At 73.5% G+C, this 24,366-nt stretch carries 22 protein-coding genes; 4 read left to right on the top strand and 18 right to left on the bottom strand.

Annotated features, from left to right (window positions below; all coding sequences use genetic code 11):
* Window positions 1–186 precede the first annotated feature (186 nt).
* Window positions 187–1,656: a transcriptional repressor NsdA gene (nsdA, locus tag AC3EVP_RS17275; protein ID WP_435130827.1), complete on the bottom strand. Its 1,470-nt coding sequence runs from the start codon at window positions 1,654–1,656 to the stop codon at window positions 187–189.
* A gap of 191 nt (window positions 1,657–1,847) precedes the next feature.
* Here nsdA and AC3EVP_RS17270 point away from each other — a divergent pair, with 191 nt between their 5' ends.
* Entirely contained in the window at window positions 1,848–2,570 is a 723-nt protein-coding gene (locus AC3EVP_RS17270; protein ID WP_335981589.1) for a bifunctional DNA primase/polymerase, read from the top strand.
* Between the two features lie 111 nt (window positions 2,571–2,681).
* Here AC3EVP_RS17270 and ftsY read toward each other — a convergent pair whose 3' ends face one another.
* From ftsY to AC3EVP_RS17235, 7 genes are all read right to left on the bottom strand, one after another.
* Complete coding sequence (gene ftsY, locus AC3EVP_RS17265) at window positions 2,682–3,890, bottom strand: signal recognition particle-docking protein FtsY (protein WP_335981591.1); 1,209 nt, start codon at window positions 3,888–3,890, stop codon at window positions 2,682–2,684.
* Between the two features lie 16 nt (window positions 3,891–3,906).
* Window positions 3,907–4,482 (bottom strand): TetR/AcrR family transcriptional regulator, encoded by a 576-nt coding sequence (locus AC3EVP_RS17260; RefSeq protein WP_435130948.1) that lies wholly within the window; start codon window positions 4,480–4,482, stop codon window positions 3,907–3,909.
* Window positions 4,483–4,504: 22 nt separating this feature from the next.
* Window positions 4,505–5,338 carry an alpha/beta fold hydrolase gene (locus tag AC3EVP_RS17255; RefSeq protein ID WP_435130825.1) on the bottom strand — a complete coding sequence of 278 codons (834 nt, stop codon included), beginning with the start codon at window positions 5,336–5,338 and terminating at the stop codon, window positions 4,505–4,507.
* 101 nt (window positions 5,339–5,439) lie between these two features.
* On the bottom strand, window positions 5,440–6,870 hold the full coding sequence (locus AC3EVP_RS17250; RefSeq protein WP_435130823.1) for a sugar porter family MFS transporter: 1,431 nt from the start codon (window positions 6,868–6,870) through the stop codon (window positions 5,440–5,442).
* A 227-nt stretch (window positions 6,871–7,097) separates the two neighbouring features.
* Entirely contained in the window at window positions 7,098–10,904 is a 3,807-nt protein-coding gene (locus AC3EVP_RS17245; protein ID WP_435130821.1) for an AAA family ATPase, read from the bottom strand.
* Between the two features lie 380 nt (window positions 10,905–11,284).
* Complete coding sequence (locus tag AC3EVP_RS17240; protein WP_335981598.1) at window positions 11,285–11,488, bottom strand: hypothetical protein; 204 nt, start codon at window positions 11,486–11,488, stop codon at window positions 11,285–11,287.
* A gap of 309 nt (window positions 11,489–11,797) precedes the next feature.
* On the bottom strand, window positions 11,798–12,079 hold the full coding sequence (locus AC3EVP_RS17235) for an acylphosphatase (RefSeq protein WP_335981600.1): 282 nt from the start codon (window positions 12,077–12,079) through the stop codon (window positions 11,798–11,800).
* Between the two features lie 179 nt (window positions 12,080–12,258).
* Between AC3EVP_RS17235 and AC3EVP_RS17230 the strand changes: the two genes are divergently transcribed.
* Both AC3EVP_RS17230 and AC3EVP_RS17225 read left to right on the top strand, forming a co-directional pair.
* Complete coding sequence (locus tag AC3EVP_RS17230; protein WP_435130819.1) at window positions 12,259–13,134, top strand: CAP domain-containing protein; 876 nt, start codon at window positions 12,259–12,261, stop codon at window positions 13,132–13,134.
* 31 nt (window positions 13,135–13,165) lie between these two features.
* Window positions 13,166–13,573 (top strand): winged helix-turn-helix transcriptional regulator, encoded by a 408-nt coding sequence (locus tag AC3EVP_RS17225; RefSeq protein ID WP_435130817.1) that lies wholly within the window; start codon window positions 13,166–13,168, stop codon window positions 13,571–13,573.
* Here the strand turns inward: AC3EVP_RS17225 and mutM are convergent.
* The 9 genes from mutM to AC3EVP_RS17180 all read right to left on the bottom strand — a co-directional run bounded on the left by mutM (window position 13,528) and on the right by AC3EVP_RS17180 (window position 22,966).
* Window positions 13,528–14,394, bottom strand: a complete 867-nt coding sequence (gene mutM / locus AC3EVP_RS17220; RefSeq protein WP_335981605.1) for a bifunctional DNA-formamidopyrimidine glycosylase/DNA-(apurinic or apyrimidinic site) lyase — start codon at window positions 14,392–14,394, stop codon at window positions 13,528–13,530. The two genes, AC3EVP_RS17225 and mutM, sit on opposite strands and share 46 nt — an antisense overlap.
* A 112-nt stretch (window positions 14,395–14,506) precedes the next feature.
* Window positions 14,507–15,268 (bottom strand): ribonuclease III, encoded by a 762-nt coding sequence (rnc, locus tag AC3EVP_RS17215; protein ID WP_335981608.1) that lies wholly within the window; start codon window positions 15,266–15,268, stop codon window positions 14,507–14,509.
* A 19-nt stretch (window positions 15,269–15,287) separates the two neighbouring features.
* On the bottom strand, window positions 15,288–15,461 hold the full coding sequence (gene rpmF, locus AC3EVP_RS17210; protein ID WP_069465182.1) for a 50S ribosomal protein L32: 174 nt from the start codon (window positions 15,459–15,461) through the stop codon (window positions 15,288–15,290).
* A gap of 2 nt (window positions 15,462–15,463) precedes the next feature.
* Entirely contained in the window at window positions 15,464–16,075 is a 612-nt protein-coding gene (locus AC3EVP_RS17205; protein WP_435130945.1) for a YceD family protein, read from the bottom strand.
* A 204-nt stretch (window positions 16,076–16,279) separates the two neighbouring features.
* Window positions 16,280–17,485 (bottom strand): F0F1 ATP synthase subunit B, encoded by a 1,206-nt coding sequence (locus tag AC3EVP_RS17200; RefSeq protein ID WP_435130814.1) that lies wholly within the window; start codon window positions 17,483–17,485, stop codon window positions 16,280–16,282.
* Between the two features lie 11 nt (window positions 17,486–17,496).
* On the bottom strand, window positions 17,497–17,976 hold the full coding sequence (coaD, locus tag AC3EVP_RS17195; protein ID WP_435130813.1) for a pantetheine-phosphate adenylyltransferase: 480 nt from the start codon (window positions 17,974–17,976) through the stop codon (window positions 17,497–17,499).
* 55 nt (window positions 17,977–18,031) lie between these two features.
* Entirely contained in the window at window positions 18,032–18,613 is a 582-nt protein-coding gene (rsmD, locus tag AC3EVP_RS17190; protein WP_435130811.1) for a 16S rRNA (guanine(966)-N(2))-methyltransferase RsmD, read from the bottom strand.
* 49 nt (window positions 18,614–18,662) lie between these two features.
* On the bottom strand, window positions 18,663–20,918 hold the full coding sequence (gene recG / locus AC3EVP_RS17185) for an ATP-dependent DNA helicase RecG (protein WP_435130809.1): 2,256 nt from the start codon (window positions 20,916–20,918) through the stop codon (window positions 18,663–18,665).
* A 383-nt stretch (window positions 20,919–21,301) separates the two neighbouring features.
* Entirely contained in the window at window positions 21,302–22,966 is a 1,665-nt protein-coding gene (locus AC3EVP_RS17180) for a DAK2 domain-containing protein (RefSeq protein WP_435130807.1), read from the bottom strand.
* A 271-nt stretch (window positions 22,967–23,237) separates the two neighbouring features.
* Here AC3EVP_RS17180 and rpmB point away from each other — a divergent pair, with 271 nt between their 5' ends.
* Window positions 23,238–23,423, top strand: coding sequence for a 50S ribosomal protein L28 (gene rpmB / locus AC3EVP_RS17175; protein WP_093737864.1), 186 nt, complete (start codon window positions 23,238–23,240; stop codon window positions 23,421–23,423).
* Between the two features lie 59 nt (window positions 23,424–23,482).
* Here the strand turns inward: rpmB and thiD are convergent, their stop codons facing one another.
* Complete coding sequence (gene thiD, locus AC3EVP_RS17170) at window positions 23,483–24,271, bottom strand: bifunctional hydroxymethylpyrimidine kinase/phosphomethylpyrimidine kinase (RefSeq protein WP_435130943.1); 789 nt, start codon at window positions 24,269–24,271, stop codon at window positions 23,483–23,485.
* Window positions 24,272–24,366: the final 95 nt, after the last annotated feature.

The following is a 24,366-nucleotide window of genomic DNA, read 5'->3' as shown; positions in this document are numbered from 1 at the left end:
CTCGTCATCCGAACGGCCCGTGCGGGCGGTGCAGGGGTGGGCCGGTATGGGCCTAGAGGTTGGCCGAGGCGGGTTTCACCCGATGCCATAGGATGTTTCACCGCAGTGACGAAGAAGTCACCCGTGTTACGCGGAGATGAACCATCCGGGTGTTCGGTGAAGGATGTATACGGGTGGGGAAGCGGATTACGCGGACTCGGCGACTTCCGGGAGTTCCTCGGAAAGCCGCTCGGCGAGCTGAGCCACTTCGGGTACGTCGCCGAAGTCGCGGACGGCGGCATGGGTGGTCTTGCGGATACGGGTGTTCACGCGCTCGGAGCGGACCCGCTTGGCGACGGCGATCGCCTGGTCGGTGTAGTGCGCGGCCTGCTCGGGGTCGCGCATCAGCAGCTGCACGGTGCCCATGCCGACCAGGTTCAGCGCGTAGGCGCGCTGGTGGACGGGGTCGGTGCGGAAGCCCTCTACGGCCTGGCGCATCTCGGGCTGGGCGAGGGAGGCGTACGTCGGGCTGCGGCCGGCGACGTAGGCGAGGTCGCGGTAGGAGTGCGCGTTCTCCGCGTGCAGTTCGGCCTCGGTGAAGAAGCTGATCCAGGCGGGCTCCTCGCCGGGGCGGGCGTCGGTGAAGGTGTCCTCGGCCATCCGGACCGCGCGGTGGCACTTGTTGACCTGGCCCATGTTGGCGTAGGCGCGGGCCTCCAGCGCGTAGAGCATCGACTGGGTGGCGGCGCCGGCCGAGTCGCGGCTGCCGTACTGCGCGAGGTGGATGAGTTCCAGGGCGTCGTCGGGGCGCTCCAGGTGGATCATCTGGCGGCTCATCGAGGACAGCACGAACGCGCCGAGCGGGCGGTCGCCGGCCTCCTTGGCCGCGTGGAGCGCGAGCACCAGGTACTTCTGGGCGATCGGTTGCAGCCCCACGTCGTAGCTCATCCAGCCGGCGAGGGCGGCCAGGTCGGCGGTGACGCGGTAGAGCCGGCGGGTGACGGGCTCGGGGTGCGGCTCCTGGAGGAGGTCGGTCACTTCGTGCAGCTGGCCGACGACGGCCTTGCGGCGCAGTCCGCCGCCGCACTGGCTGTCCCAGTCGCGGAACATCGCCGCGGTGGACTCCAGGAGTTGCAGCTCCTGCTCGGACAGCCGGGCCACCCGGCCGCCGCTCAGGCCCGCGGCCGCTGCGGGCGGGCGGGGCGCGGTGGAGGCCGGTACCAGCCAGCGCTGCATGGATTCGAGCAGGGCGGGTCCCGCGGACAGTGCGAGGGAGGCGCCGAGGAAGCCGCGGCGGCCGAGCATGAGGTCGCTGCGGGAGAACTCGTTGATCAGCTGGACGGTCTGCGGGCCGGCCCAGGGCAGGTCGATGTCGCCGCCGGAGGGCGGCTGCTGGGCCGAGCGCAGCCCGAGGTCCTCGACGGGGACGACGCAACCGAAGCGTTCGGAGAACAGCTCGGACAGGATGCGCGGGATGGGTTCGCGGGGCTGCTCGCCGTCCAGCCACCGGCGAACCCTTGACGTGTCGGTGCTGACGTGGTGGGCGCCCAACTGCCGTGCCCTGCGGTTGACTTGGCGCGCCAGCTCACCCTTGGACCAGCCGCTGCGCACGAACCACGAGGTCAACTGCGCGTTGGGCTGCTTGTCCGCTGTCCCGGTCACCGGCCGCGCCCCCATCCCGCTTCTGCTTCATACGTAACGTATCCCCCGGCCATATGCCGCGGGACCGCAATTGCGGAAACGCCACCATTCGCCACCCCATCGGATGAACTCCGGGGCGTCTGCGAGCGATTCACTTGACACATGCCGCCGGGACCGCCGCCTTGCGCGTGCGTAACCAACGGCCGGCGCGATCCGTTGGAGGGGTCATGGTGTTCACGATCGGCAGCATGCGCGAGACGCGGGAGCAGCGGGCCGTCGTGCGGCACGCCGCACGGGCGGCGGCGCTCCCCGGCGGGTGGAGTGCCGTACGCCGCAGGGCGCGTGCGGCGGTGTGCGGCACCGTCGCCGAGTACACCGGGCTGTGCGGCTGGGCGGTGGCGCCGGGGGCGCGGGCGGGGCGCGGCGGCGAGGTGTGCTCCTGCGGGGACGTGCGGTGCAAGGAGCCGGGCGCGCACCCGCTGGACCCGATGGCCGAGGTCCCGGCCGGGGCGGGGCTCCAGGCGGCCGAGCGGATGTGGCAGCGGATGCCGGGCGCCTCGGTGCTGCTGCCGGTCGGGCGAACCTTCGACATCCTCGACGTGGCCGAACTGCCGGGCCGCCGGGCGCTGGTGCGGCTGGAGCGGATGGGGCTGCACCTGGGGCCGGTGCTGCTGACGCCCACCGGGCGGGCGCGGTTCTTCGTGGCGCCGGGCGCGGCGGCCGAACTGCCGCAGCTGCTGTACCGGATGGGCTGGGACGACGCGCGGCTGGACCTGCGCTGCCTGGGCCCGGGCGACCATGTGGTGGCTCCCCCGTCGGACTTCGGCGGGCTGGGGCCGGTGCGGTGGCTGCGCGAGCCGCGGCTGGACTCGCTGCCGCAGCCGCCGGAGGCCCGCCTCGTGCTGGGCACGCTGGCGTACGTGGCGCACCGCACGCGGGACTGCGGGTAGCCGCGATCGGCCGCGTACGCGGCAGCCGCCCGTCATGTGTAAGGGGCGCCCCTCAGCAGGGGCGCCCCTTACGCGTGCGCCGGGTGGGGTTCCGGCGTCACCATGGCTCGGCTACTCGCCGATCAGCGCGTCGACGAACGCCTCCGGCTCGAAGGGCGCGAGGTCGTCGGCGCCCTCGCCGAGCCCGATGAGCTTGACCGGGACGCCCAGTTCGCGCTGGACCGCGACCACGATGCCGCCCTTGGCGGTGCCGTCGAGCTTGGTGAGCACGATGCCGGTGATGTCCACCACCTCGGCGAAGACACGGGCCTGCACCAGGCCGTTCTGCCCGGTGGTGGCGTCGAGCACGAGCAGCACCTCGTCGACCGGGCCGTGCTTCTCGACCACGCGCTTGACCTTGCCCAGCTCGTCCATCAGGCCGGTCTTGGTGTGCAGCCGCCCGGCGGTGTCGATCAGGACGGTGTCGGCGCTCTCGGCGATGCCCTCCTTGACCGCGTCGAAGGCGACCGACGCGGGGTCGCCGCCCTCGGGGCCGCGGACGGTGCGGGCACCGACGCGCTCGCCCCAGGTCTGGAGCTGGTCGGCGGCCGCGGCCCGGAAGGTGTCGGCCGCGCCCAGCACCACGCTGCGGCCGTCGGCGACCAGCACCCGGGCGAGCTTGCCGGTGGTGGTGGTCTTGCCGGTGCCGTTGACGCCGACGACCAGCACGACGGCCGGGGACTCCTCGTGGCTGTCGGTGTGCAGGGTGCGGTCCAGGGACGGGTCGACCAGCGCGACCAGCTCCTCGCGCAGCAGGGTGCGCAGTTCCTCGGGGGTGCGGGTGCCCAGCACGCGCACCCGGGTGCGCAGCCGCTCGACGAGTTCCTGGGTCGGGGTCACGCCGACGTCGGCGGTGATGAGGGTGTCCTCGACCTCCTCCCAGGTGTCGTCGTCCAGCCGCTCCCGCGACAGCAGGGTGAGCAGGCCCTTGCCGAGCGAGTTCTGCGAGCGGGACAGGCGCGAGCGCAGCCGTACCAGCCGGCCCGCGGTCGGCTCGGGCCGCTCGATGACGACCTCTTCGGGGAGCTGCACCTCCTCGGGGGCCTCGGGCGCGGCGGTCGCGCCGGGGAGCGGGACCTCCTCGATGGTCCGGCGGGGCTCCTCCCGCGGGGGCGCGGCCTCATCCCCGACGTGCGGTTCGGCGGGAGGCTTGGTGATTGTCGGGGTGCTCGGGGGGGACGGCGGCAGCTGCTTCTTCTTGCGGCGGCTGCCGACCACCAGCCCACCGGCCCCGAGGACCACGACCAGGGCAATGACGACGACAAGGATGACGGTTTCCATAGCCCCCCCAGTATCCCTACTCCCGGGTCGCCGCCGTCCCAACCGGCGCGACCCGCGCCGTGGCGGCCCGCAGTCCCTGGTCGGCGAAGGCGATCAGCCACTCGAAGCTCTCGTCGATGTCGGCGCTCCACTGGAAGCCGCCGGCCGCCTGGAGGGTGGCGAAGCCGTGGCAGAGGCTGCGCAGGGTGCGCAGCGCGTGGTCCACGTCCTTCGGCGCGACCGCGTAGCCGCGCAGCACCGCCATGAAGGAGTCGAGCAGCCGCCGCCCCTCGGCGGCCAGCGGGTCGTCCGGGCCGGCGGGTTCCACGCCGACGGTCGCGGCGTACCGACCGGGGTGCGCCACGACGAACGCGCGGAAGGCGCGTGCCGCGGCGGCCAGCGCGTCGCGGCCCGCGTACCCCGAAGCCGCGCTCCCGACGGCGTCCGCGGCCTGGGCCAGCGCCAGGACCGCGATCCGGCGGTTGAGGTCGTCCTGCCCGGCGACGTGCTTGTACAGCGAGGGGGTGCGCACGCCGAGCCGTTCGGCGAGCGAGCCCATGGTCAGCCGGGCCAGGCCCACCTCGTCGGCGAGGTCGGCGCCGGCGGCGACCACGGCCGCCCGGTCCAGTCCGGCCCTAGGCACGGGCGGCCTGCGTCCGCAGGAAGTCCAGCACCAGGGCGGCGACCTGGTCGGGGTACTGGTCGTGCAGGTAGTGCCCGCCGCCCTCGACCATCTCCAGCCGGCCGATCCCGTCCGGCAGTCCGGCCACGATCGCGGCGCCCTCGGCGTGCGGGTCGGCCCAGTCCGGGTCGAGCGTGCCCATGACCACCAGGACGGGCCGGGTGACGTGGGCGAGCTGCTCGCCGGCGTCCGCCGGGGCGGCGCGGCCCATGAGCTGCATCGCCTTCATCCGGCCCGGCTCGCGCATGGTCGCGTCGATCCGGCCGATCCGCTGCTGCCAGTCGGCGGGCTTGGTGGGGGTGGCCAGGTCGAGGTACGCCTTCCACAGCCGCACGCTGCCGAACAGCGCGGCCCCGGCCAGCCGCAGCAGGCCCTGCCGGTAGCGCTTCACCCGCAGGTCGCCCAGTGCGAACGACTGCTTGCGCGTGAACGGCCCCAGTTCGACCACCGCGCTGACCAGCGCGGGCTCCCGCGCGGCGGCGATGGTGGCGGCGCCACCGGAGATCGAGTGCCCGACGATGACGGCCGGGCCGCCCAGGTGCCGGATCAGCGCGAGCAGGTCCCCCGCGATCGCCGCACGGCTCCACTCCGGCCACCGCGTGCTGGACTCGCCGCAGCCGCGCAGGTCCACCGCGGCCACCCGGTAGCCCGCGTCCACCAGCGCGGGAACCACCGCGCGGTACGAGGCGCGGCTGTCCCCCATCCCGTGCGCCAGCACGACCAGCGGGCCGGTTCCGCTCAGCTCGTACGCGATCGTGCCGTCCCCGACGGCGAGGTACTCGGTCATGGCGTCTCCTCCGGCCCAGCGCGGCTAACTCCGTTAGCTAAAAGCTAATCTCATTAACCGAGCTTGTCAACGGCTCCGCCCGGCCGAGCGGGCCCGCGCGGTCAGCCCATCTCCTCCAGGGACTTGCCCTTGGTCTCCTTGACGAAGAGCAGGACGAAGGGGATGGAGACCAGGGCGAAGCAGGTGTAGATGACGTAGGTGCCCGACAGGTTCCAGTCGGCGAGGCTGGGGAAGCTCGCGGTGATGGCCCAGTTGGCGATCCACTGCGCGGCGGCGGCGACGCCCAGGGCCGCGGCGCGGATCTTGTTGGGGAACATCTCGCCGAGGAAGACCCAGACGACGACGCCCCAGGACAGCGCGAAGAACAGCACGAAGCAGTGCGCGGCGACCAGGGCGACGGTGCCTTCGGCGGTGGGGAGGGTCGCGCCGTGCTTGGAGGAGAACGCCCAGGCTTCCAGGGCGAGGGCGACGGTCATGCCGGCGGAGCCGATCAGGGCCAGCGGGCGGCGGCCGATCCGGTCCACGAAGATCATGGCGATCACCGTGCCGATGATGTTCACGATCGAGGTGGTGAAGGAGTACAGGAACGAGCTGCTCGGGTCGATGCCGACGGACTGCCAGAGCGTGGCGGAGTAGTAGAACGCCACGTTGATGCCCACGAGTTGCTGGAACGCCGACAGCCCGATGCCGATCCAGACGATGGGCAGGAAGTTGGGCATCCGGCCGGACCTGGGGTTGAGCAGGTCGCGGAAGCTCGCCTTGTGCTCGCGGCGCATGGCGGTGCGGATCTCGGTGACGCGCGCGTCGAGGTCGGTGTCCTTGCCCTCGACGTCGGCGAGCACCGCGCGGGCCTCCCGGTCCCGGCCGACCGACAGCAGGAACCGCGGCGACTCGGGGATGGCGAAGGACAGCAGCCCGTAGATGACCGCGGGGATGACCATCACCCCGAGCATGACCTGCCACGCCTCCAGGCCGAGCACCGTGCCGCGCTGGTCGCCGTTGGCGGACTGCAGGATGCCGTAGTTGACGAGCTGGGAGATGGCGATGCCCAGCACGATGGCGCCCTGCTGGAAGGACGCGAGCCGGCCGCGGTAGGCCGGCGGCGAGACCTCGGCGATGTAGGCGGGGCCGATCACCGAGGCCATGCCGATCGCGAAGCCGCCGACGATCCGCCAGAACGCCAGGTCCCACAGGGCGAACGGCAGCGCGGAGCCGACCGCGCTGATGGTGAAGAGCACCGAGGAGATCTGCATGCAGCGGATGCGGCCGATGCGGTCGGCGATCCGGCCCGCGGTGGCGGCCCCGATCGCGCAGCCGATCAGGGCGATCGCGATGACCTGGGCGAGGGCCGCGGACCCGATGCCGTACCTGGACCGGATCGCCTCGACCGCGCCGTTGATCACCGAGCTGTCGTAGCCGAAGAGGAAGCCGCCCATCGCGGCGGCGGCGGTGATGAAGATGACGTGGCCGAGGTGTTCGGTCGGCGGCGGGACCCGGCCAGAGGTGCCGGCCGCTGATGCGGTGCTGGTCAAGTTGCGCTCCTGGGGCTCGGCGGCGAGCCCTCACATGAGGGTTCGGATCTTCCAGTGTTGGCCGCCGTTGGAGCGGCCACCACTCGGACGTATAGGCAAACGCTCAGAGATTATGCATACAACTTTCGAACACAAGAAATCAGAAGAGGGCGCAATCGTGCGCACGTTAGCTATCTCACCTGGGAAACCCAGGTGAGATCGGCAAGACGAGTTCAGGTTGTGAAGGTTCAGTCGGCCTTGGCGGCCGTCCGCTTGCCGTCCCGCAGCCGCTGGCTGATCACCTTGGACACCCCGTCGCCCTGCATCGATACTCCGTACAGGGCATCGGCGACCTCCATCGTCCGCTTCTGGTGCGTGATGACGATCAGCTGCGAACTCTCCTGGAGCTCCTCCATGATCCGGATCAGCCGCTGCAGGTTGGTGTCGTCCAGCGCCGCCTCGACCTCGTCCATCACGTAGAACGGGCTCGGCCGCGCCTTGAAGATCGACACCAGCATCGCCACCGCGGTCAGCGAGCGCTCACCGCCCGACAGCAGCGACAACCGCTTCACCTTCTTCCCCGGCGGCCGTGCCTCAACCTCCACCCCTGTGGTGAGCATGTTGTCCGGGTCGGTCAGCACCAACCGCCCCTCGCCGCCCGGGAAGAGCCGGGAGAAGACGCCCTCGAACTCCCGCGCGGTGTCGTGGAAGGCCGCGGTGAAGACCTGCTCCACCCGCTCGTCCACGTCCTTGACCACCTGGAGCAGGTCGGCGCGGGTCTTGCGGAGGTCCTCCAGCTGCTCGGTGAGGAACTTGTGCCGCTCCTCCAGGGCCGCGAACTCCTCCAGCGCCAGCGGGTTGACCTTGCCGAGCTGCGCGTACGCCTTCTCCGCCGCCCGCAGCCGCTTCTCCTGCTCGGCGCGGACGTAGGGCACCGGCTGGTTGCGCGGGTGCGCCGGGTCCTCGGGCAGCACCTCGCCCTCGGCGGGCGGCGACGGCGGCACCGGCAGCCCCGGCCCGTACTCGGCCACGAGCCCGGCCGGCTCCATGCCGTGCTCCTCCAGCGCCTTCGCCTCCAACTGCTCGATCCGCAGCCGCTTCTCGGCGCCCAGCACCTCGCCCTTGTGCACATCCCCGGTCAGCCGGTCCAGCTCCGACTTCAGCTCCCGGCCACGCCGCCGCTCCGCGCCGAGCTCCGCCTCCCGCTCGGCCCTGGCCTGCTCGGCGGCGACCCGCTCGGCCTCCGCCCGGCCCAGCGACACCTGAACGCACGCCAGCAGCCCGCGCGCGCCGGCCAGGACGGCCGCCGCCACCGACGCCTCGTACGCCAGCCGGGCCCGCCGCCGCTCGGCCCGCGCCCGGGTCTCCCGCTCGGCGCGGGCCGCCCGGTACAGCCCGTCGGCCCGCCCGGCCAGACTCCTGACCCGTTCCTCGTGGGTACGCACCTGCAGGCGCGCCTCCATCTCGGTCTGCCGCGCGTTCGCACCGTCGGCCGCAAGCCGGTCCCGGGCGAAGGTGTCCGGCTCCTCCTCGCCCGGCTCCTCCTGCGCCTCGCCCAGCCGGTAGGACAGCTCCTCCAGCTCCTCGCGCGCCGCGGCGAGCGACTCCTGCGCCCGGACCACGGCCGCCGCCGCGCGCTCCGCCTCCCCGGCCGCCGCCCGCGCCTGCCCGCCGTACCGGCCCAACTGCTGCGCCACCGACGACTTCGCCTTCTCCGCCGCCCGGCGCCGCTGCCCCAGCTCGTCGACCTCGCGCGCCGCGGCCGCCCGGCGGTCCCTGGCCGCCTGCTGGCGCTCGGCCAGCTCCGCGCACTGACCCGCCAGCCGCTCCAGCTCCGCGTCCGCCTCGTCGACCTGCGCCTGCACCTCCAGGACGCTGGGCGCCTTCGCCGAACCGCCCTGCGCCATGTGCGCGGCCAGCACGTCGCCCTCGGCGGTCACCGCGGTCAGCTCCGGGTGCGCGGCGACCAGTTCCTGCGCGTCCTCCAGCGTCGGCACCACCACGAAACCGTCCAGCAGCCGCCGTACCGAGGGCAGCAGGCCGGCGTCCCCGGCGACCAGCTCCACCGCGGGCCGCGCCTGCCCGGGCAGCCCCGCCCCCTCCGGCCGCGGCGCCGGCACCCCCGAGCCCGCGACGGCCGCCGCCGTACGCTCCCGGTCGGCATACGGCGCGGCGCCCGGCCGGCCCGGGTCCGCGCGGTTCCCGGCCGCACCGCCGTACGGGGGCGCGCCGGCCGCGGGTGCGGCGGGCCCCGGCCCCGGCCCGTGCTCCGGCCGGGTACGGTCCCCCGCGCTCTGCCCGGGCAGGACCGGATCGGCGCCGCCGGACGGCAGGGCCAGCAGCAGCGCGGCGCGGCCGCCGTCCTCCTTGCGCAGCAGCCGCAGCGCGTCCGCGGCCGCGGCCGGGCCGGTGACGGCGACCGCGTCGGCGGCCGCGCCGAGGGCCGCGGCGAGCGGGACCTCGTACCCCGGGGCGACGTGCAGCAGTTCGGCGGCCGAGCCGAGGACGCCGTCCAGCCCGTCCGGTGTCCCGGCCCGCGCCAGCAGCGCGCCGGTGCCGTCCTTGCGCCGCAGCGAAGGGGCGAGCGCGTCGCGGCGGGCGGCGACGGCGGCGCGGCGGCGCTCCGCGGCGGTGGCCGCCTCCCGGGCGGCGCTGAACTCCTCGTCGGCGGCGGCCTGCGCGGCGCGGGCGGCCTCGAAGCGGGCTTCGAGTTCGCTGTCGTCGGCGTCCAGCCCCTCGACCTGGGCGCGCAGTTCCTCGTACTCGCCTTGCGCGGACTCGGCCCTCTCGCGGGCCTCGTCGCGGGCCGCGGCGAGCCGGCCGATCTCGGCCTCGGCCGAACCGGCCTTGGAGCGGGCCGCGTTGACCTGGGCGGTCAGCCGGGCCAGGCCCTCGCGGCGGTCGGCGATGGCGCGGGCGGCCTGGCGCAGCCGGTTCTCCTCCTCGGCGAGGCGGCGTTCGAGTTCGGCGCGGTGGCCGACGGTGTCCTCCAGGGCGCGTTCGGCCGCGTCGAGCGCTTCGGTGAGTTCGGCCTCCTGCTCCCGGATACGGGCGGCCTCTCGCTCCATGTCCTCCGGGTCGCGGCCGCGCCGCTCCTCGGCGGGCTGGCCGGTGGCGTGCCGGTGGCGCTGCTCGGCCAGCCCGATGGTGCCGCGCACCCGTTCGGTGAGCTGGGAGAGCGCGTACCAGGCGGCCTGCGCGTCGTTGACCCGCGGCGTCAGGGCCCGCACCTGCTCCTCCAGGCGGGCCTCGCGCTGCACCGCGGCGGCGAGTTCGGTCTCGACGGCGGCCCTGCGCTCCTTGAGCGCGGCCTCGTCGGCGACCTCGGCGCGCAGTGCCTCGCGCAGTGTCACCAGGTCGTCGGCGAGCAGTCGCAGCCGGGCGTCGCGCAGGTCGGCCTGGATGACGGCGGCGCGGCGGGCGACCTGCGCCTGCCGGCCGAGCGGTTTGAGCTGGCGGCGCAGTTCGCCGGTGAGGTCGGTGACGCGGGCGAGGTTGGCCTGCATCGCGTCGAGTTTCCGCAGCGCCTTCTCCTTGCGCTTGCGGTGCTTGAGGACGCCGGCCGCCTCCTCGATGAAGGCGCGGCGGCCCATCGGGTCGGCGTGCAGGACGGAGTCCAGCTGGCCCTGGCCGACGATGACATGCATCTCGCGGCCGATGCCGGAGTCGGAGAGCAGTTCCTGGATGTCCAGCAGCCGGCAGGTGTCGCCGTTGAGCTGGTACTCGCTGCCGCCGTTGCGGAACATGATCCGGGTGATGGTGACTTCGGCGTACTCGATCGGCAGCACGCCGTCGGTGTTGTCGATGGTCAGCGACACCTCGGCGCGGCCCAGCGGGGGGCGCCCGGTGGTGCCGGCGAAGATGACGTCCTCCATCTTGCCGCCGCGCAGTGACTTGGCCCCCTGCTCGCCCATCACCCACGACAGCGCGTCCACGACGTTGGACTTGCCGGAGCCGTTGGGCCCGACGACGCAGGTGATTCCGGGTTCGAAGCGCAGCGTCGTCGCGGAGGCGAACGACTTGAAGCCGCGCAGCGTGAGGCTCTTGAGATGCACGCCGGTCGACTCTACCCGGCAGGTGCGGTTTCACCGAGGAATCCGCAGGGCAGATCAGACGTAGAACCGGGGCAACGGGTGATCGTCGCGCATGTGAAGCAGTTGGGACAAAGAGGCGAGGGGCGGGCAGCAGGGCCGGAGGGACATCCCTCCGGGGAACCACGAAGGGACGCCGCACGGGCGTCCCTTGAAGTGCCGTGACCGCGTACTGCCGCGACGGCGCCGACCAGCGGCGCCGCTGCGGACCAGCATGAGTGAGCCAGGCATGGGTAAGTCAGGGCAGCCGCGGGAAGCAGACTGCCGAGGGGACGACGGGGACGGGAGTCCCTGGCCGCCGTCCGGCGACATCGGTGTGGGGGAAGGCCCCGCCACCCGCCGGATCAGGCGAGCGCGGGCTCCGCGCGAGTGACGTCGATGCTGCTGAGCAGCGACTCTTCACGCGATGCGACAGCCAGTGCGTCGTTCTCCGCCTGCATGCGGACGAGTTCGGACTCCAGGTCCTGAACGCGCTGCTGAAGCCTTCGCATCTCGGCGAGGAGTCGCGGGTCGGGGCCGCCGACGTAACCGAGAAGCGCCTTTGCCATGATGAATGGTCCTCCACGCTGAGTGACCGACCGGGGCGGGTGGGTCGTGGTTGAGGGGGGTCGCTCCCGCGCGACTGCCGAAATCGAGGCTGCCGTGCATTCAACGGTGCCACGATGCGCGGGGCTTCCAGCGTCTCACCAAAACGGGAACCGGTCAACACGATCACAGCCCAGCCGTCGGGTCCGCCTCGGAATACACGGCGCCGACCTGCGCCGCGGGCTGCCCGCGTGGTCATCCGCGAGGTCTGACGATCATCCTCGCCCGGGGGCAGCCTGACACGCCGATCGCCGGAAGGCAACGGGTTGTGGTCATCGGATCTCGAAACCCTCGTATCCGCCGCGGGTGACCCCCCAGATTTCGGTCACCCCGTCCACCCGCCCGGGCGTGTCGCCGTGCCGCAGCCACTCCAGCAGCCGCTCGCACCGCTCGAAGCCGCCTTCCGCGACCACCTGCACCCGCCCGTCGGCGAGATTGCCCGCGTAGCCGTCCAGGCCGCCGATCTCCAACGCGGTCGCCCGGGTCCACCAGCGGAAGCCGACGCCCTGCACACGGCCGCGCACCCACGCGGTGAGCCGGACCTCTTCGTTCATACCGGCACGCTATCCCGTCCGCCGCCGCGGGCCCGCCCGAGCGCCGCGGCCCGGCCGGTCCGGCCGCCTGACCACGCAACCTCGTCCGACCCACCCCGCATTCGCTACAGTCCCCCCTCAACAGCTTCACCCGTTCGGAGTAATTCAGGCGAGCAGTGCGAGCAGTGAGGAGTGCGGCGATGGGGCGTCACAGCCGACATGCCGAGCCCGCGGCCCCGCAGCCGGGGCCGCGCAGCCACCGCGGCCCGCGCAGGCACCACCCGGTACGGACCGGGCTGCTGGCGTCGTCGGCGGCGCTCGCGGTGGGCGCGGTCGCCGCGTCCTCCGGGCTGCTGGCGGACCTCGACGGCGAGCTGCGCCACCTCGACGGCGACGGCGCCAGCACCCAGGCGGACGGGACCGGGCCCACCGGCACCGGCTCGCCCTCGTCCCTGACCGGCACCAACACGCCCTCGTCCGACGGCGCCACCACCTCCGCGTCCGGCGCGCCCACCGCGACCGCGACCAGGAGCGCGCCCGCGACCACGGCCCGCGCCGCCACGCCGTCCCGCACGGCCACCACCAAGGCCGCCGCGCCCTCCCCCACCCGCACCACCGCCGCGCCCACCACCCCGGTGCGGACCACCGCCCCGAAGACCGCCGCGCCCACCACCGCGGCCACGACCACCACCGACGCGGTCACCTCCGCCCGGGCCCAGATCCTCACCATGGTCAACGCGCAGCGCGCCACCGCCGGCTGCCGGCCGCTCACCGCGAGCTCCGCCCTGGACACCCTCGCGCAGGACTTCAGCGACGACATGGCCGCCCGCGGCTTCTTCGACCACACCGACCCGGACGGCAACGACCCCTGGGACCGGGCGAAGAAGCTCGGCATCACCGACCTCGGCGGCGAGAACATCGCCATGGGCCAGGCCGACGCCCAGGCCGTGATGACCGCCTGGATGAACAGCCCCGGCCACCGCGCCAACATTCTCGACTGCGACTACAAGACCCTCGGCGTCGGCATCCACTTCGGCACCGGCGGCCCCTGGTGGACCCAGGACTTCGGCTACTGACCGGCCGCGGTTCGGACGCTACGCTGGGCTCATGAGCCAGGTGACGGAGCAGGTGGACGCGTTCGACGTGTTCTCGCGGGACTGCCCGTCACGGCCGACCCTGGAGCACGTCACCGGGCGCTGGGGCATCCTGACGCTGTCGGCGCTCGCCGAGGACACCCTGCGCTTCAACGCGCTGCGGCGCCGGGTGGACGGCGTGAGCGAGAAGATGCTCTCCCAGACGCTCCAGGCGCTGGAGCGCGACGGTCTGGTGATCCGCGACGCGCAGCCGGTCACCCCGCCGCACGTGGAGTACCGGCTCACCCCGCTCGGTCAGGAGACCGCGACCCGGCTGCTCGACCTGATCCACCTGGTCGAGGGCCGGATGCCGGAGGTGCTGGCGGCCCGCGGACGCTACGACGAGGCGCGCGGCGCCGGCTGGCAGCGCGGGCAGAAGTAGCTGGAGCGGTTCATCCACGCCCGGCGCCGGATCGGGGTGCCGCAGCGGCGGCAGGGCTCGTCCTCGCGGCCGTAGGCGTCCAGCGAGCGGGCGAAGTACCCCGACTCGCCGTTCACGTTGACGTACATGCTGTCGAAGCTGGTGCCGCCGGCGGCCAGCGCGTCGCCCATCACCTCCCGCACGTGGGTGAGGAGTTCGGCGGTGCGAGGGCGGGTCAGCGCGGTGGTCGGGCGGTCGTAGTGCAGCCGGGTGCGCCACAGCGTCTCGTCGGCGTAGATGTTGCCGACCCCGCTGATCAGGGTCTGGTCCAGCAGCGCCCGCTTGATCGTGGTCCGCTTGCGGCGCAGCGCCGCGTGGAAGGCGTCGTCGTCGAAGGCCGGGTCGAGCGGGTCGCGGGCGATGTGCGCCAGCGGCTGCGGCAGCTGCTCGGGGTCGCCGGGGACCGTGTCGTGCAGGGAGAGCCCGCCGAAGGTGCGCTGGTCGACGAAGCGGAGGTCGGTGCCCTCGGTGTCGTCGAAGGTGAGGCGGACCCGCAGGTGCTTCTCGGCGCTCGCCTCCTGCGGGCGGATCAGGAACTGGCCGCTCATGCCGAGGTGGGCGACCATCGCGGTGCCTTCCCCGACCGGCAGCCACAGGTACTTGCCGCGGCGGTGCGGGGCGGCGAGGGTGGCGCCGGTGAGGCGGTGGGTGAAGTCGTCCGGGCCGGCGGGGTGGCGGCGTACGGCACGGGGGTGCAGGACCTCGGCCGCGGCGATCGTCCGGTCGGCGGCCCACTTGGCGAGGCCGCGGCGGACGACCTCGACTTCCGGGAGTTCTGGCACGGTGGGGTCCTGACGGCCGGGCGGGATGGTTGCTTCGCCGGGTGCCGGGCCGCTCCCGGAAACGCCGGGCGGGCCGACGGTTCGGTCGGCGCGCCCGGCGTTCGGGAGGGGCTCAGCCCGCCGGCTGTGAGGTGGACGCTTCGCGGATGGAGCGCCAGGCTGCTTCCGCCGCCTGCTGCTCCGCCTCCTTCTTGCTGCGGCCGGTGCCGGTGCCGTACTCGACACCACCGACGCGGGCGGCAGCCGTGAAGGTCTTCTCGTGGTCGGGGCCGGACTCGGAGACGACGTACTCGGGGACGCCGAGCCCTTCGGCGGCGGTGAGCTCCTGGAGCGAGGTCTTCCAGTCCAGGCCGGCGCCGAGGTTGGAGGACTCCTCGATCAGCGGGTCGAAGAGCCGGTGGACGAGTGCCGAAGCCGCGTCGAGGCCCTGGTCGAGATAGACCGCGCCGATGACCGCTTCGAGGGTGTCCGCGAGGATCGATGCCTTGTCCCGCCCGCCGGTTCCCTCTTCACCGCGGCCGAGCCGGATGAACGCGCCCAGGTCGAGCCCGCGGCTGACCCCGGCCAGGGCCCGCGAGTTGACCACCGCGGCCCTGAGCTTGGCCAGTTGGCCCTCGGGCAGGTCGGGGTGGGTGCGGTAGAGGGTGTCGGTGACCACCAGGCCGAGCACGGAGTCCCCGAGGAACTCCAGCCGCTCGTTGGTGGGCAGCCCGCCGTTCTCGTACGCGTACGAGCGGTGGGTGAGCGCACGCACCAGAAGGGCGGGCTCGAGGTGGTACCCGAGCCGCCCTTCCAGAAGCGTGTGGGACGAGGCTTTGTCCGCGGCGGCCTTCTTCGACACCGGGGTGTCGGGCGTGGAGGACGTTGAGGACACTGGGCCTGTCACCTGCCGATCAGACCTCGAGGACCTGACGGCGGTTGTAGGTGCCGCAGCTCGGGCACGCGATGTGCTGGAGCTTCGGCTCGTGGCAGCGCTCGCAGGCCACCAGGCTCACGGGCGCAGCCTTCCACTGCGAACGGCGGTGGCGCGTGTTGCTGCGCGACATCTTCCGCTTCGGAACAGCCACGGCTACTTCTCCTGGTTCTCGTCGGCACCGTCTCCGGTGCCGTTCTGCTGGAAGTCCTGCAAGGCGGCCCAACGGATGTCGGTCGCCTCGTGGTGGTGGTCGGGATCGTCCGCGAGCCGCACCCCGCACTGGGGGCACAGACCCGGGCAGTCCTCCCGGCACACCGGCTGCATGGGCAGTGCGAGCACCACCGCGTCCCGCAGCACGGGTTCGAGGTCGAACAGGTCGTCCTCGAGGTACAGCTCGTCCTCCTCGGAGGCCGCGGCGTCGTCACCGGCTTCGTCCCTGCGGGCGGTCCGGGTGTCGGCGTCGGGGTAGGAGAACATCTCCTGGAACTCCGCGTCGAGCTCGCGCTCCAGCGGCTCCAGGCACCTGATGCACTCCCCTGTCACCGGCGCATGGGCGGTGCCGGAGACCAGCACGCCTTCCATGACCGACTCCAGGCGGAGCTCCAGCTCGACGTCGGCGCCCTCCGGCACCCCGATGACCTCGGCGATACCGAGGTCGACGGGCGCGGAGACCGTGCGGGAGACCTTCTTCATCGCACCAGGACGCCGACCCAGCTCGTGTGTGTCGAACACGAGGGGGTTGCGGTGGTCGAGGCGGGTGTTCAGGGCTTCCTGCTTTCATCGGTACGGCCTACAGCGTTACGCCCGCGTCCGCGCGGTCCCCCTGGAGGGCCCTGGTGGACGGGCAGGCCGAAGCGCCGGTGCGTGACACGGCTGGAGCCCACAGGATACTTGACAGTGCGCCCGGGCCCAAACGCCGGCGGTCGCCGCAGGGGCGGCGGCCGCCCGACGCCGGGGCCGAGGGCGAGGTCAGAGGCCCTGTTCCAGCTCCCGGAGCCGGTTCAGGTCGATCATGCCGGTGTCGAAGAAGCTGGTCTCGTCCAGCGCCGCGGGCTGCGTCCCGGGCTGCTGGCCGTACCCCGGCCCCTGCTGCTGGTACGGGATCTGCGGCTGCCCGCCGTACTGCTGGTCGTAGCCGCCGGCCGGGTCCACCGGGGCGGCGGCCTGGTAGTCGTACCCCTGCTGCGGGCTGCCGTACGGGTCGTAGCCGGCCGGCGCGTACTCCTGCTGCTGGGGCGGCAGGGGCTGCGGGTAGCCGCCGGGCTGGGCCTGCTGGGCGTAGACGTCCTGCTGCGGGTAGCCGTAGGCCGGGTCGGCCTCGTAGGCCGGGTCGGCCTCGTAGCCCTGCTGCTGCTCGGGCTGCTGCGGCGCGGCGGCCGCGGCGGCCGGGGAGTAGCCGTACTGCGACAGGTCGGCCTGGTTGTCGGCGGCCGGCGCGGCCAGGCCCGCCATGAACTCGTCGTCGGACTGCCGGTGCCGCACCTCGCCGCTGCCGTCGGCCGCGTCGGCGGCGGCGATCTGCGCGGCGAGGTCGTCGATCGGGTTGTGCCCGGTGAGCTTGAGCCGGCCGCGGCCGACCGCTTCGAGGGTCTTGCTGAGCACCGCCTCGAAGGCGCGCATCTTGGTGTCGACGTACTCGTCCGCGCGGCGGCGCAGCGTCTCCGGGTCGGTGCTGCGCTCGGGGGCGTCGGGGTCGTCCTCGGCGTAGCCCTGGCCGTCCTCGGCGTACGGGTCGCGGCCGAGCAGCTTCTCGCGGCCGCGGTCCACCGAGCCGATGGTCTTGGTGAGGACCACCTCGAAGTTGGCGAGCTTGCTGTCCACGTAGTCGTCCGCCTCGGCGCGGATCTCGTCGGCCTCGCGGCGCGCCTCGGCCAGGATGCGGTCGGCCTCGTCCTGGGACTGCCGGGCGATCTGGGTGTCCGAGACCATCGAGCCGCGCTCGGCGTGTGCGGACTCGATGATCCGCTGCGCCTCGGCGCGGGCCTGCTCCACCATCTGCTCGCGGTCGCCCAGGAGTTCCTGGGCCTGGGCGAGCGAGTCCGGGAGCGCCGCGGCGACCTCTTCGAGCATCGCGAGCAGGTCGGCCCGGTTCACCACGCAGGAGGCCGACATCGGCATGGACCGGGCTGCGCTGACGGTCGCCGTGATCTCATCGAGCTTCTTCTGGACGTCCACAGCGGCAAAGCCTACTGCTGCCGGAGCCGCGCGGTCAGCGCCCGGAGGACCGGCGGCGGGACCAAGTGGGAGATGTCACCGCCCCATTGGGCGACTTCCTTGACGAGGCTGGAGGACAGGAAGCTGTACTCGGGGTTGGTGGGCACGAAGAGCGTCTCCACGCCGGACAGGCCGATGTTCATCTGGGCCATCTGCAGTTCGTAGTCGAAGTCGCTGACCGCGCGCAGCCCCTTGACGATGGCCGGGATCTCGCGCTGCTTGCAGAAGTCGACGAGCAGGCCGTGGAAGGACTCCACCCGGACGTTGCCGAGTTCCGCGGTGACCTCCTCGATCAGCGCGATCCGCTCGCCGATGTCGAACAGGCCCTGCTTGGACTTGTTGATCATCACGGCGACGTGGACGGTGTCGTACAGCCGGGACGCGCGGGCGATGATGTCGAGGTGTCCGTTGGTGATGGGGTCGAAGGACCCCGGACAGACTGCGCGGCGCAAGAGTGGCTCCTCGCTCTCCGTAGCGGTGACGCTCGGGCTGCGGTTCATGGCGGGTTCATGACTCGTCGGTAACTTCGGCGGCGCGACCGTACCAAAAAGTCGCCTCCCCGTAGGTACGCGAGCGCACCCCGGCGAAGCCGTCGGGCCACTCGAAGGCACCGCCGCGCGTCCTGCGTTCCACGGTGACCAGTGCGTCGGCGGTCAACCAGCCGTTGGCCGCGAGTGTGAGGAGGATCTCCCGCAGTTCGGGGTCCGGCACGTCATAGGGCGGGTCGAGGAAGACCGTGTCGTACGGCGGGCCCGGCGGCGGTCCGGCCACCGCCTTCTCCGCCCGGGCCGGGCGCACCTCGGCGCCGGGCAGCCGCACCGTGGCGGTGTTCTCCCGGACCACCCTGGCGGCCCGCGGGTCGGCCTCCACCAGCAGGACGTGCGCCGCGCCGCGGGAGAGCGCCTCCAGGCCGACCGCGCCCGAGCCCGCGTACAGGTCCAGCACCCTGGCCCCCGCCAGCGGGCCGCGCAGCGACTCCCAGGTGGAGAAGAGCGCTTCCTTGGCCCGGTCCGAGGTGGGGCGGGTGCCGTTGCCCGGGGGGACGGCGAGCCGGCGGCCGCCGGCCGCCCCGGCGATCACGCGGGTCATGACTTGCTCACGGCCCCGACCCTACCGGGCGCCCGGGCCCGCCACGGCGTCAGCCCTTGTCGAGGTACTCCTCGCGGTCGGCGTCCAGCAGACTCTCCAGCGCGCTGCGCAGATCGGGGTGGGCGGCCAGTTCGGGGTCGGCGGCGACCAGCGCGGTGGCCTCGTCGCGGGCCGCCGCGATCACCTCCTCGTCGTCGATGACGGCGAGCACCCGCAGGCTGGAGCGGCTGCCGGACTGGGCCTGGCCGAGCACGTCGCCCTCCCGGCGCTGCTCCAGATCGATCCGGGACAGCTCAAAGCCGTCCAGGGTGCGGGCGACCGCGTCCAGCCGGGTCCTGGCCGGACTGGCCTCATGGGCCTCGGAGACCAGCAGGCACAGCCCGGCGGCGCTGCCCCGGCCCACCCGGCCGCGCAGCTGGTGGAGCTGGGAGACGCCGAACCGGTCGGCGTCCATGATCACCATCGCGGTGGCGTTCGGCACGTTGACCCCCACCTCGATGACGGTGGTCGCGACCAGCACGTCCACGTCGCCGGCGGCGAACCGGCGCATCACGTCGTCCTTGGCGTCGGGGGCCATCCTGCCGTGCAGCGCCTCCACCCGCAGACCGGCCAGCGGGCCCTTGCCCAGCTGGTCGGCGACCTCCAGCACGGCCAGCGGGGGGCGGCGCTCGGCGTCGTCCGGGCCGGGGCCGTCCTTCGGCCCGGCGGCGCCGCCCTTCTTCCCGGCCGGCTTGGCGGCCGCCTTCGCGTCCTCCTCGTCGCCGATCCGCGGGCAGACCACGTACGCCTGGTGGCCCGCCTCGACCTCCTCGCGGACCCGCTCCCACGCCCGCGCCAGGAAGTGCGGCTTCTCGGCCGCCGGCACCACATGGGTGGCGATCGGGGAGCGCCCGGCGGGCAGTTGGTCGAGCACCGAGGTCTCCAGGTCGCCGAAGACCGTCATCGCGACCGTGCGCGGGATCGGGGTGGCCGTCATCACCAGCAGGTGCGGCGGCTGCGCGGCCTTGGCGCGCAGCGCGTCGCGCTGCTCCACCCCGAAGCGGTGCTGCTCGTCCACCACCACCAGGCCCAGGTCGCGGAACTTCACCTTGTCCTCGATCAGGGCGTGGGTGCCGATCACGATGCCCGCGTCCCCGCTGACCAGGTCCAGCAGCGCGGTGCGGCGGGCCGCCGCCCCCATGGAACCGGTCAGCAGCACCACCTTGGTGCCCAGTTCGGAGCCGCCGAGCATGCCGGACTCCGCGAGGTCGCCCATCATCTCGGTGACCGACCGGTGGTGCTGCTGGGCGAGCACCTCGGTCGGCGCGAGCATCGCCGCCTGGCCGCCGGTGTCCACCACCCCGAGCATCGCGCGCAGCGCCACCATGGTCTTGCCGGAGCCGACCTCGCCCTGGAGCAGCCGGTGCATGGGGTGCTCCGTCGCCAGGTCCGCGAAGATCTCCGCGGAGACCGCCCGCTGGCCCTCGGTGAGGGTGAACGGCAGCCGCCGGTCGAACGCCGCCAGCAGCCCGTCCCCGCCCGGCACCCTCGGCAGCGCGGGCAGCGCCGACTCGTCGGCCCGGCGCCTGGCCAGCGCGACCTGGAGGACGAACGCCTCGTCCCACTTCAGCCGCTGCCGCGCCACCTCGATGTCCCGCTTCGACCGCGGCCGGTGCACCTTCTCCAGCGCCTCGGGCAACCCCACCAGGTCGCGCCCGGCCCGCAGTTCCGCCGGCAGCGGCTCCCCGACCCCGGCCCAGCCGATAGCGCCCAGCGAGTCGATCGCGGTGTCCACCGCCTGCGCGATGCGCCAGGACGTGATCTGCTTCACCGCCGGGTACAGCGGGATCAGCCGGTTCGCGAACGCGTCGGCCGCGTCCTTCGCGTCCGGGCCCTCGTCCGCACCCGCGTCGAGCAACTGGTAGTCCGGGTGCGCGAGTTGGCGCGTACGGTTGAAGACCGAGACCTTCCCGGAGAACATGCCGCGCCGGCCCGGGATCAGCCGGTGGGCGTGCGCGTGCGCCGCCTTGCTGAAGAACACCAGGGTCAGCGAGCCGCTGCCGTCGGTCACCACGACCTCCAGCCGCACCCCCGAGCCGCGCCCGTACGTCCGCTTGTCCGCCTTCGCGATCTGCGCGACCACCGTCACGTACTCGTCCACCGGGAGGTCGGCCAGCCGCGTCAGCTCGCCGCGCTCCGCGTACCGCCGCGGATAGTGGTGGAGCAGGTCCCCGGTCGTGTGCAGCCCGAGATGCTCGCCGAGCACCTTGGCCGTACGGTCACCGACGAGCTTGCGCAGCGGGTCGTCCAACGGATTACCAGTCATCCCCGCCTATCCTGCCCCACCGCACCGACAACCCCGCTCAGGCGGGGGCGGGTCCGTCCGCCGGTGCGGGTGCCGACCTTCCCACCGGCCCACCCGTGGGGGCGCCGTTACGTGCGAGCCGTTCTTACGCGGGGGCGCCCGCTCAAGCCCCTTTTTTGCCGCCGCTTCTCCCCCTACCTGCGGCGGGGGGACCCCCACCGGGGGCTTTAACCCGGTGTGGGGGTACCGCCCAGGCGAAGCTCTGGGGGAGGTCGATCATGCTCGGTTCGCTCGTTCCTCGCGAACCTCCGCGTGTTCTCCCTTTCGACACCGGCGCCCCCTTCGGCTCACCGGCTACCACGGGCCGGCCGGGGGTGGGTGGGTGCCCAATCGGGCTGACCTGGCTACTCCACGCCGATGAGGAGGGGGGTGGAGGTGTCGCCGCCTTCGTAGGTGACCGTGTCGACGGCGAGGTGGTGGTCGTGGACGTGGGCGCGGAGGCGGTCGGCGAGGTCCGGCGGAGCCGTGGAGCCGAGGATGAGGGTGACGAGTTCGCCGCCGCCGGTCAGCATGCGTTCGAGGGTGCCGACGGCAGTCTCCGCGAGGTCGGTGCCGATGACGGCGACGTCGTCGTCGATGAGCCCGAGGACGTCGCCGGCCTGGCAGATGCCCGCGGTGGTCCAGGACTGGTGCTCGGCGACGGCGAGTTCGGCGTAGCGGGTGGCGCCGGCGGCCGCGGTCATGGCGACCACGTCCTCGTCGAAGCGGCGGCCCGGCTCGTGGACGGCGAGGGCGGCCAGCCCCTGGACGGCCGAGCGGGTGGGGATGAGGGCGACCCGTACGCCGTCGCCCCGGGCCTGTTCCGCGGCCGCGCCGGCGGTGTGCCGCAGTTCGGCGTCGTTGGGCAGCAGGACGACCTCGCGGGCGTGGGCGCGGCGCACCGCGGCGGCGATCTCACCGCTGGCGGGCCGCTCGCCGGGGCGCAGGGCGACCACCGTCGCGCCGGCCTGGCCGTAGAGCGCGGCGAGGCCGTCGCCGCGGACGAGGGCGACGACTGCGCGTACCGCCCGCTCGCCGCGGGAGCGCCGGGCCTGGTCGCCGAAGTGCGTGACCCTGATCCGGTAGGGCCGCCCGGCGTCGATGGCGGCTTCGACCGCGGCGCCGACGTCGTCCACGTGCACGTGGACGTTCCACAGGCCGTCGCCGCCGACCACGACCAGGGAGTCGCCGAGGGCGTCGAGCCGGGTACGCAGGGTCGCCACGGCGGCGTCGGCCGCCTCCAGCAGGAAGATCAGCTCGAACGCGGGGCCGTCCGGCCCGAACTGCCCGGTCTCGGCGCACGGCTCGGGGGCGGCCGGGACGGCCTGCGCGGGCGGGGCGGCGGTGGCCGCCGCGGTGGACGCGGCGGCAGGGGGCTCACCGGTGACGACCTCGCAGAGCACCGCGAGCAGGGCGACCAGGCCGAGGCCGCCGGCGTCGACCACGCCGGCCCGGCGCAGCGCGTCGAGTTGGGCGGGGGTGGCGGCCAGCGCGGCCGACGCGGCGGCGTGGGCGGCGCGGGCGACCTCGGCGGGGCTGCCGCCCGCGGCGCGGGCCGCGTCGGCCGCGCGGGTGGCCACGGTGAGCATGGTGCCCTCGACGGGCCGGGCGACGGCGTCGTATCCGGCGGCGGCGGCCGCCGCGAGCGCGCGGCGCAGGTCGTCCGCGCAGATCCGCCCGTCGGGCCCGGTGGGCGCGGCGAGCGCCCCGTGCATGCCGCGCAGCAGCTGGGCGAGGATGGTGCCGGAGTTGCCGCGGGCGCCGATGAGGGCGCCGTGCGCCAGGGCGCGGAAGGCCTCGGCGAAGGTCGGCACGGCCTCCTCGGCGCCGCCGCCCGCCGTGTGCGCGTCGAAGACCGCCTCGACGGCCTGGGCGGCCGATTCCACGGTGAGGTAGAGGTTGGTGCCGGTGTCCCCGTCGGCGACCGGGTAGACGTTGATCGCGTCGATCTCCTCGCGGGCCCTGCCCAGCGCCCGGAGCGAGAGCCGGCACCAGGAACGCACCGCGGCCGCGTCGGGCGTGGGGGGCAACAGGTCCTCCTTGCGGGGCACCGGACCCGTGGTGTTCGGCCGGACGTTCCGGTTGTTCGGCCGCCGCGGGGCACGGGGGGCTGCTGGTGAGCGTACTGCCGGGCGGCGCCGCGGCAGGGGCCGAGCACCCGGCGGCGGGCGGGCGGATGCCCGGACCGTGGTAGTTTCGCGGTACGGGAGCGGTCGTTGTATGCTGCTCCGGTTGCCTGGGGTTCTCCCGGGTTTTCTCACCGTGAATGCATCTGAGCATCTGAAGTCTTTGGAGTGACCCGTGGCTGCTAACTGCGACGTCTGCGGCAAGGGGCCGGGCTTCGGCAACAGCATCTCCCACTCGCACCGCCGTACCCCGCGCCGTTGGAACCCCAACATCCAGCGCGTGCGTGCGGTGGTCGGGAAGACGCCGAAGCGCCTCAACGTCTGCACCTCGTGCATCAAGGCCGGCAAGGTCACGCGCTGACCGCAGCGCAGTCCTGGGTGGCCACCTGAAGCCGATCCACCTCGCGGTGGATCGGCTTTTCAGTGTGCCCGCGCGCGCCAGCCGTGGTCGACCGGGCCGATGCCCGCGCCGAGCGGGAAGCCGGCCGCGAGGGCGCCCCTGACGTACTCCTTGGCGCGGCCGACCGCGGTGGGCACGTCGTCGCCGAGGGCGAGGTAGGAGGCGAGGGCGCTCGCCAGGGTGCAACCGGTGCCGTGGGTGTGGCGGTTGCCGTGCCGCGGGGCGCGGTACCAGTGCTCCGCGCGGCCGTCGGAGAGCAGGTCCACCGCCTGCTCGGTGTCGGGCAGGTGGCCGCCCTTGACCAGCACCCAGCGCGGGCCGTGGCCGAGCACCGCGCGGGCCGCGGCGCGCATCCCCTGCTCGTCGGTGACCACGATCCCGGTGAGCCAGGTCACTTCGTCGAGGTTCGGGGTGGCCACGGTGGCCAGGGGCAGCAGTCGGGTGCGGACCACCTCGACGGCCTCCGCGCGCAGCAGCGCGTCACCGTGCTTGGAGACGGCGACCGGGTCGACCACCACGGGTACGGCCGGGTCGAGGCCGGCCAGCAGGTCGGCGACGGTGGCGGCGGTCGCCGCGGAGGAGAGCATGCCGGTCTTGACCGCCTGCACCCCGATGTCGTCGACGACCGCGCGGAACTGCGCGCGGACCGCCTCGGCGGGCAGTTCCCAAGCGCCGTGCACGCCCAGCGAGTTCTGCGCGGTGACCGCGGTGAGCACGCTCATGCCGTGCACCCCGAGCGCGAGCATCGCCTTCAGGTCGGCCTGGATGCCCGCGCCGCCGCCGGAGTCGGACCCGGCGACGGTGAGCACCCGCGGCGGCGCCGGATGGGGCGCGGCCGCGGGGTCCACCGGGTCCACCGAGTCCACCGGGTCAACTGCGGGGTCCGCCGCCGGGTCGTACGCGG

The organism is Actinacidiphila sp. bgisy144 (genome assembly GCF_057708105.1).
This window is presented reverse-complemented; position numbering and strand designations above follow the sequence as displayed.

Bases quoted from the DNA above. Each gene is read 5' to 3' on its own strand.
- AC3EVP_RS17235 (WP_335981600.1), bottom strand. From the start codon at position 12,079: ATGAACGAAGAGGTCCGGCTCACCGCGTGGGTGCGCGGCCGTGTGCAG.
- rsmD (WP_435130811.1), bottom strand. From the start codon at position 18,613: ATGACCCGCGTGATCGCCGGGGCGGCCGGCGGCCGCCGGCTCGCCGTC.
- nsdA (WP_435130827.1), bottom strand. From the start codon at position 1,656: ATGGGGGCGCGGCCGGTGACCGGGACAGCGGACAAGCAGCCCAACGCG.
- AC3EVP_RS17255 (WP_435130825.1), bottom strand. From the start codon at position 5,338: ATGACCGAGTACCTCGCCGTCGGGGACGGCACGATCGCGTACGAGCTG.
- ftsY (WP_335981591.1), bottom strand. From the start codon at position 3,890: ATGGAAACCGTCATCCTTGTCGTCGTCATTGCCCTGGTCGTGGTCCTC.
- AC3EVP_RS17270 (WP_335981589.1), top strand. From the start codon at position 1,848: ATGGTGTTCACGATCGGCAGCATGCGCGAGACGCGGGAGCAGCGGGCC.
- AC3EVP_RS17230 (WP_435130819.1), top strand. From the start codon at position 12,259: ATGGGGCGTCACAGCCGACATGCCGAGCCCGCGGCCCCGCAGCCGGGG.
- AC3EVP_RS17225 (WP_435130817.1), top strand. From the start codon at position 13,166: ATGAGCCAGGTGACGGAGCAGGTGGACGCGTTCGACGTGTTCTCGCGG.
- recG (WP_435130809.1), bottom strand. From the start codon at position 20,918: ATGACTGGTAATCCGTTGGACGACCCGCTGCGCAAGCTCGTCGGTGAC.
- AC3EVP_RS17240 (WP_335981598.1), bottom strand. From the start codon at position 11,488: ATGGCAAAGGCGCTTCTCGGTTACGTCGGCGGCCCCGACCCGCGACTC.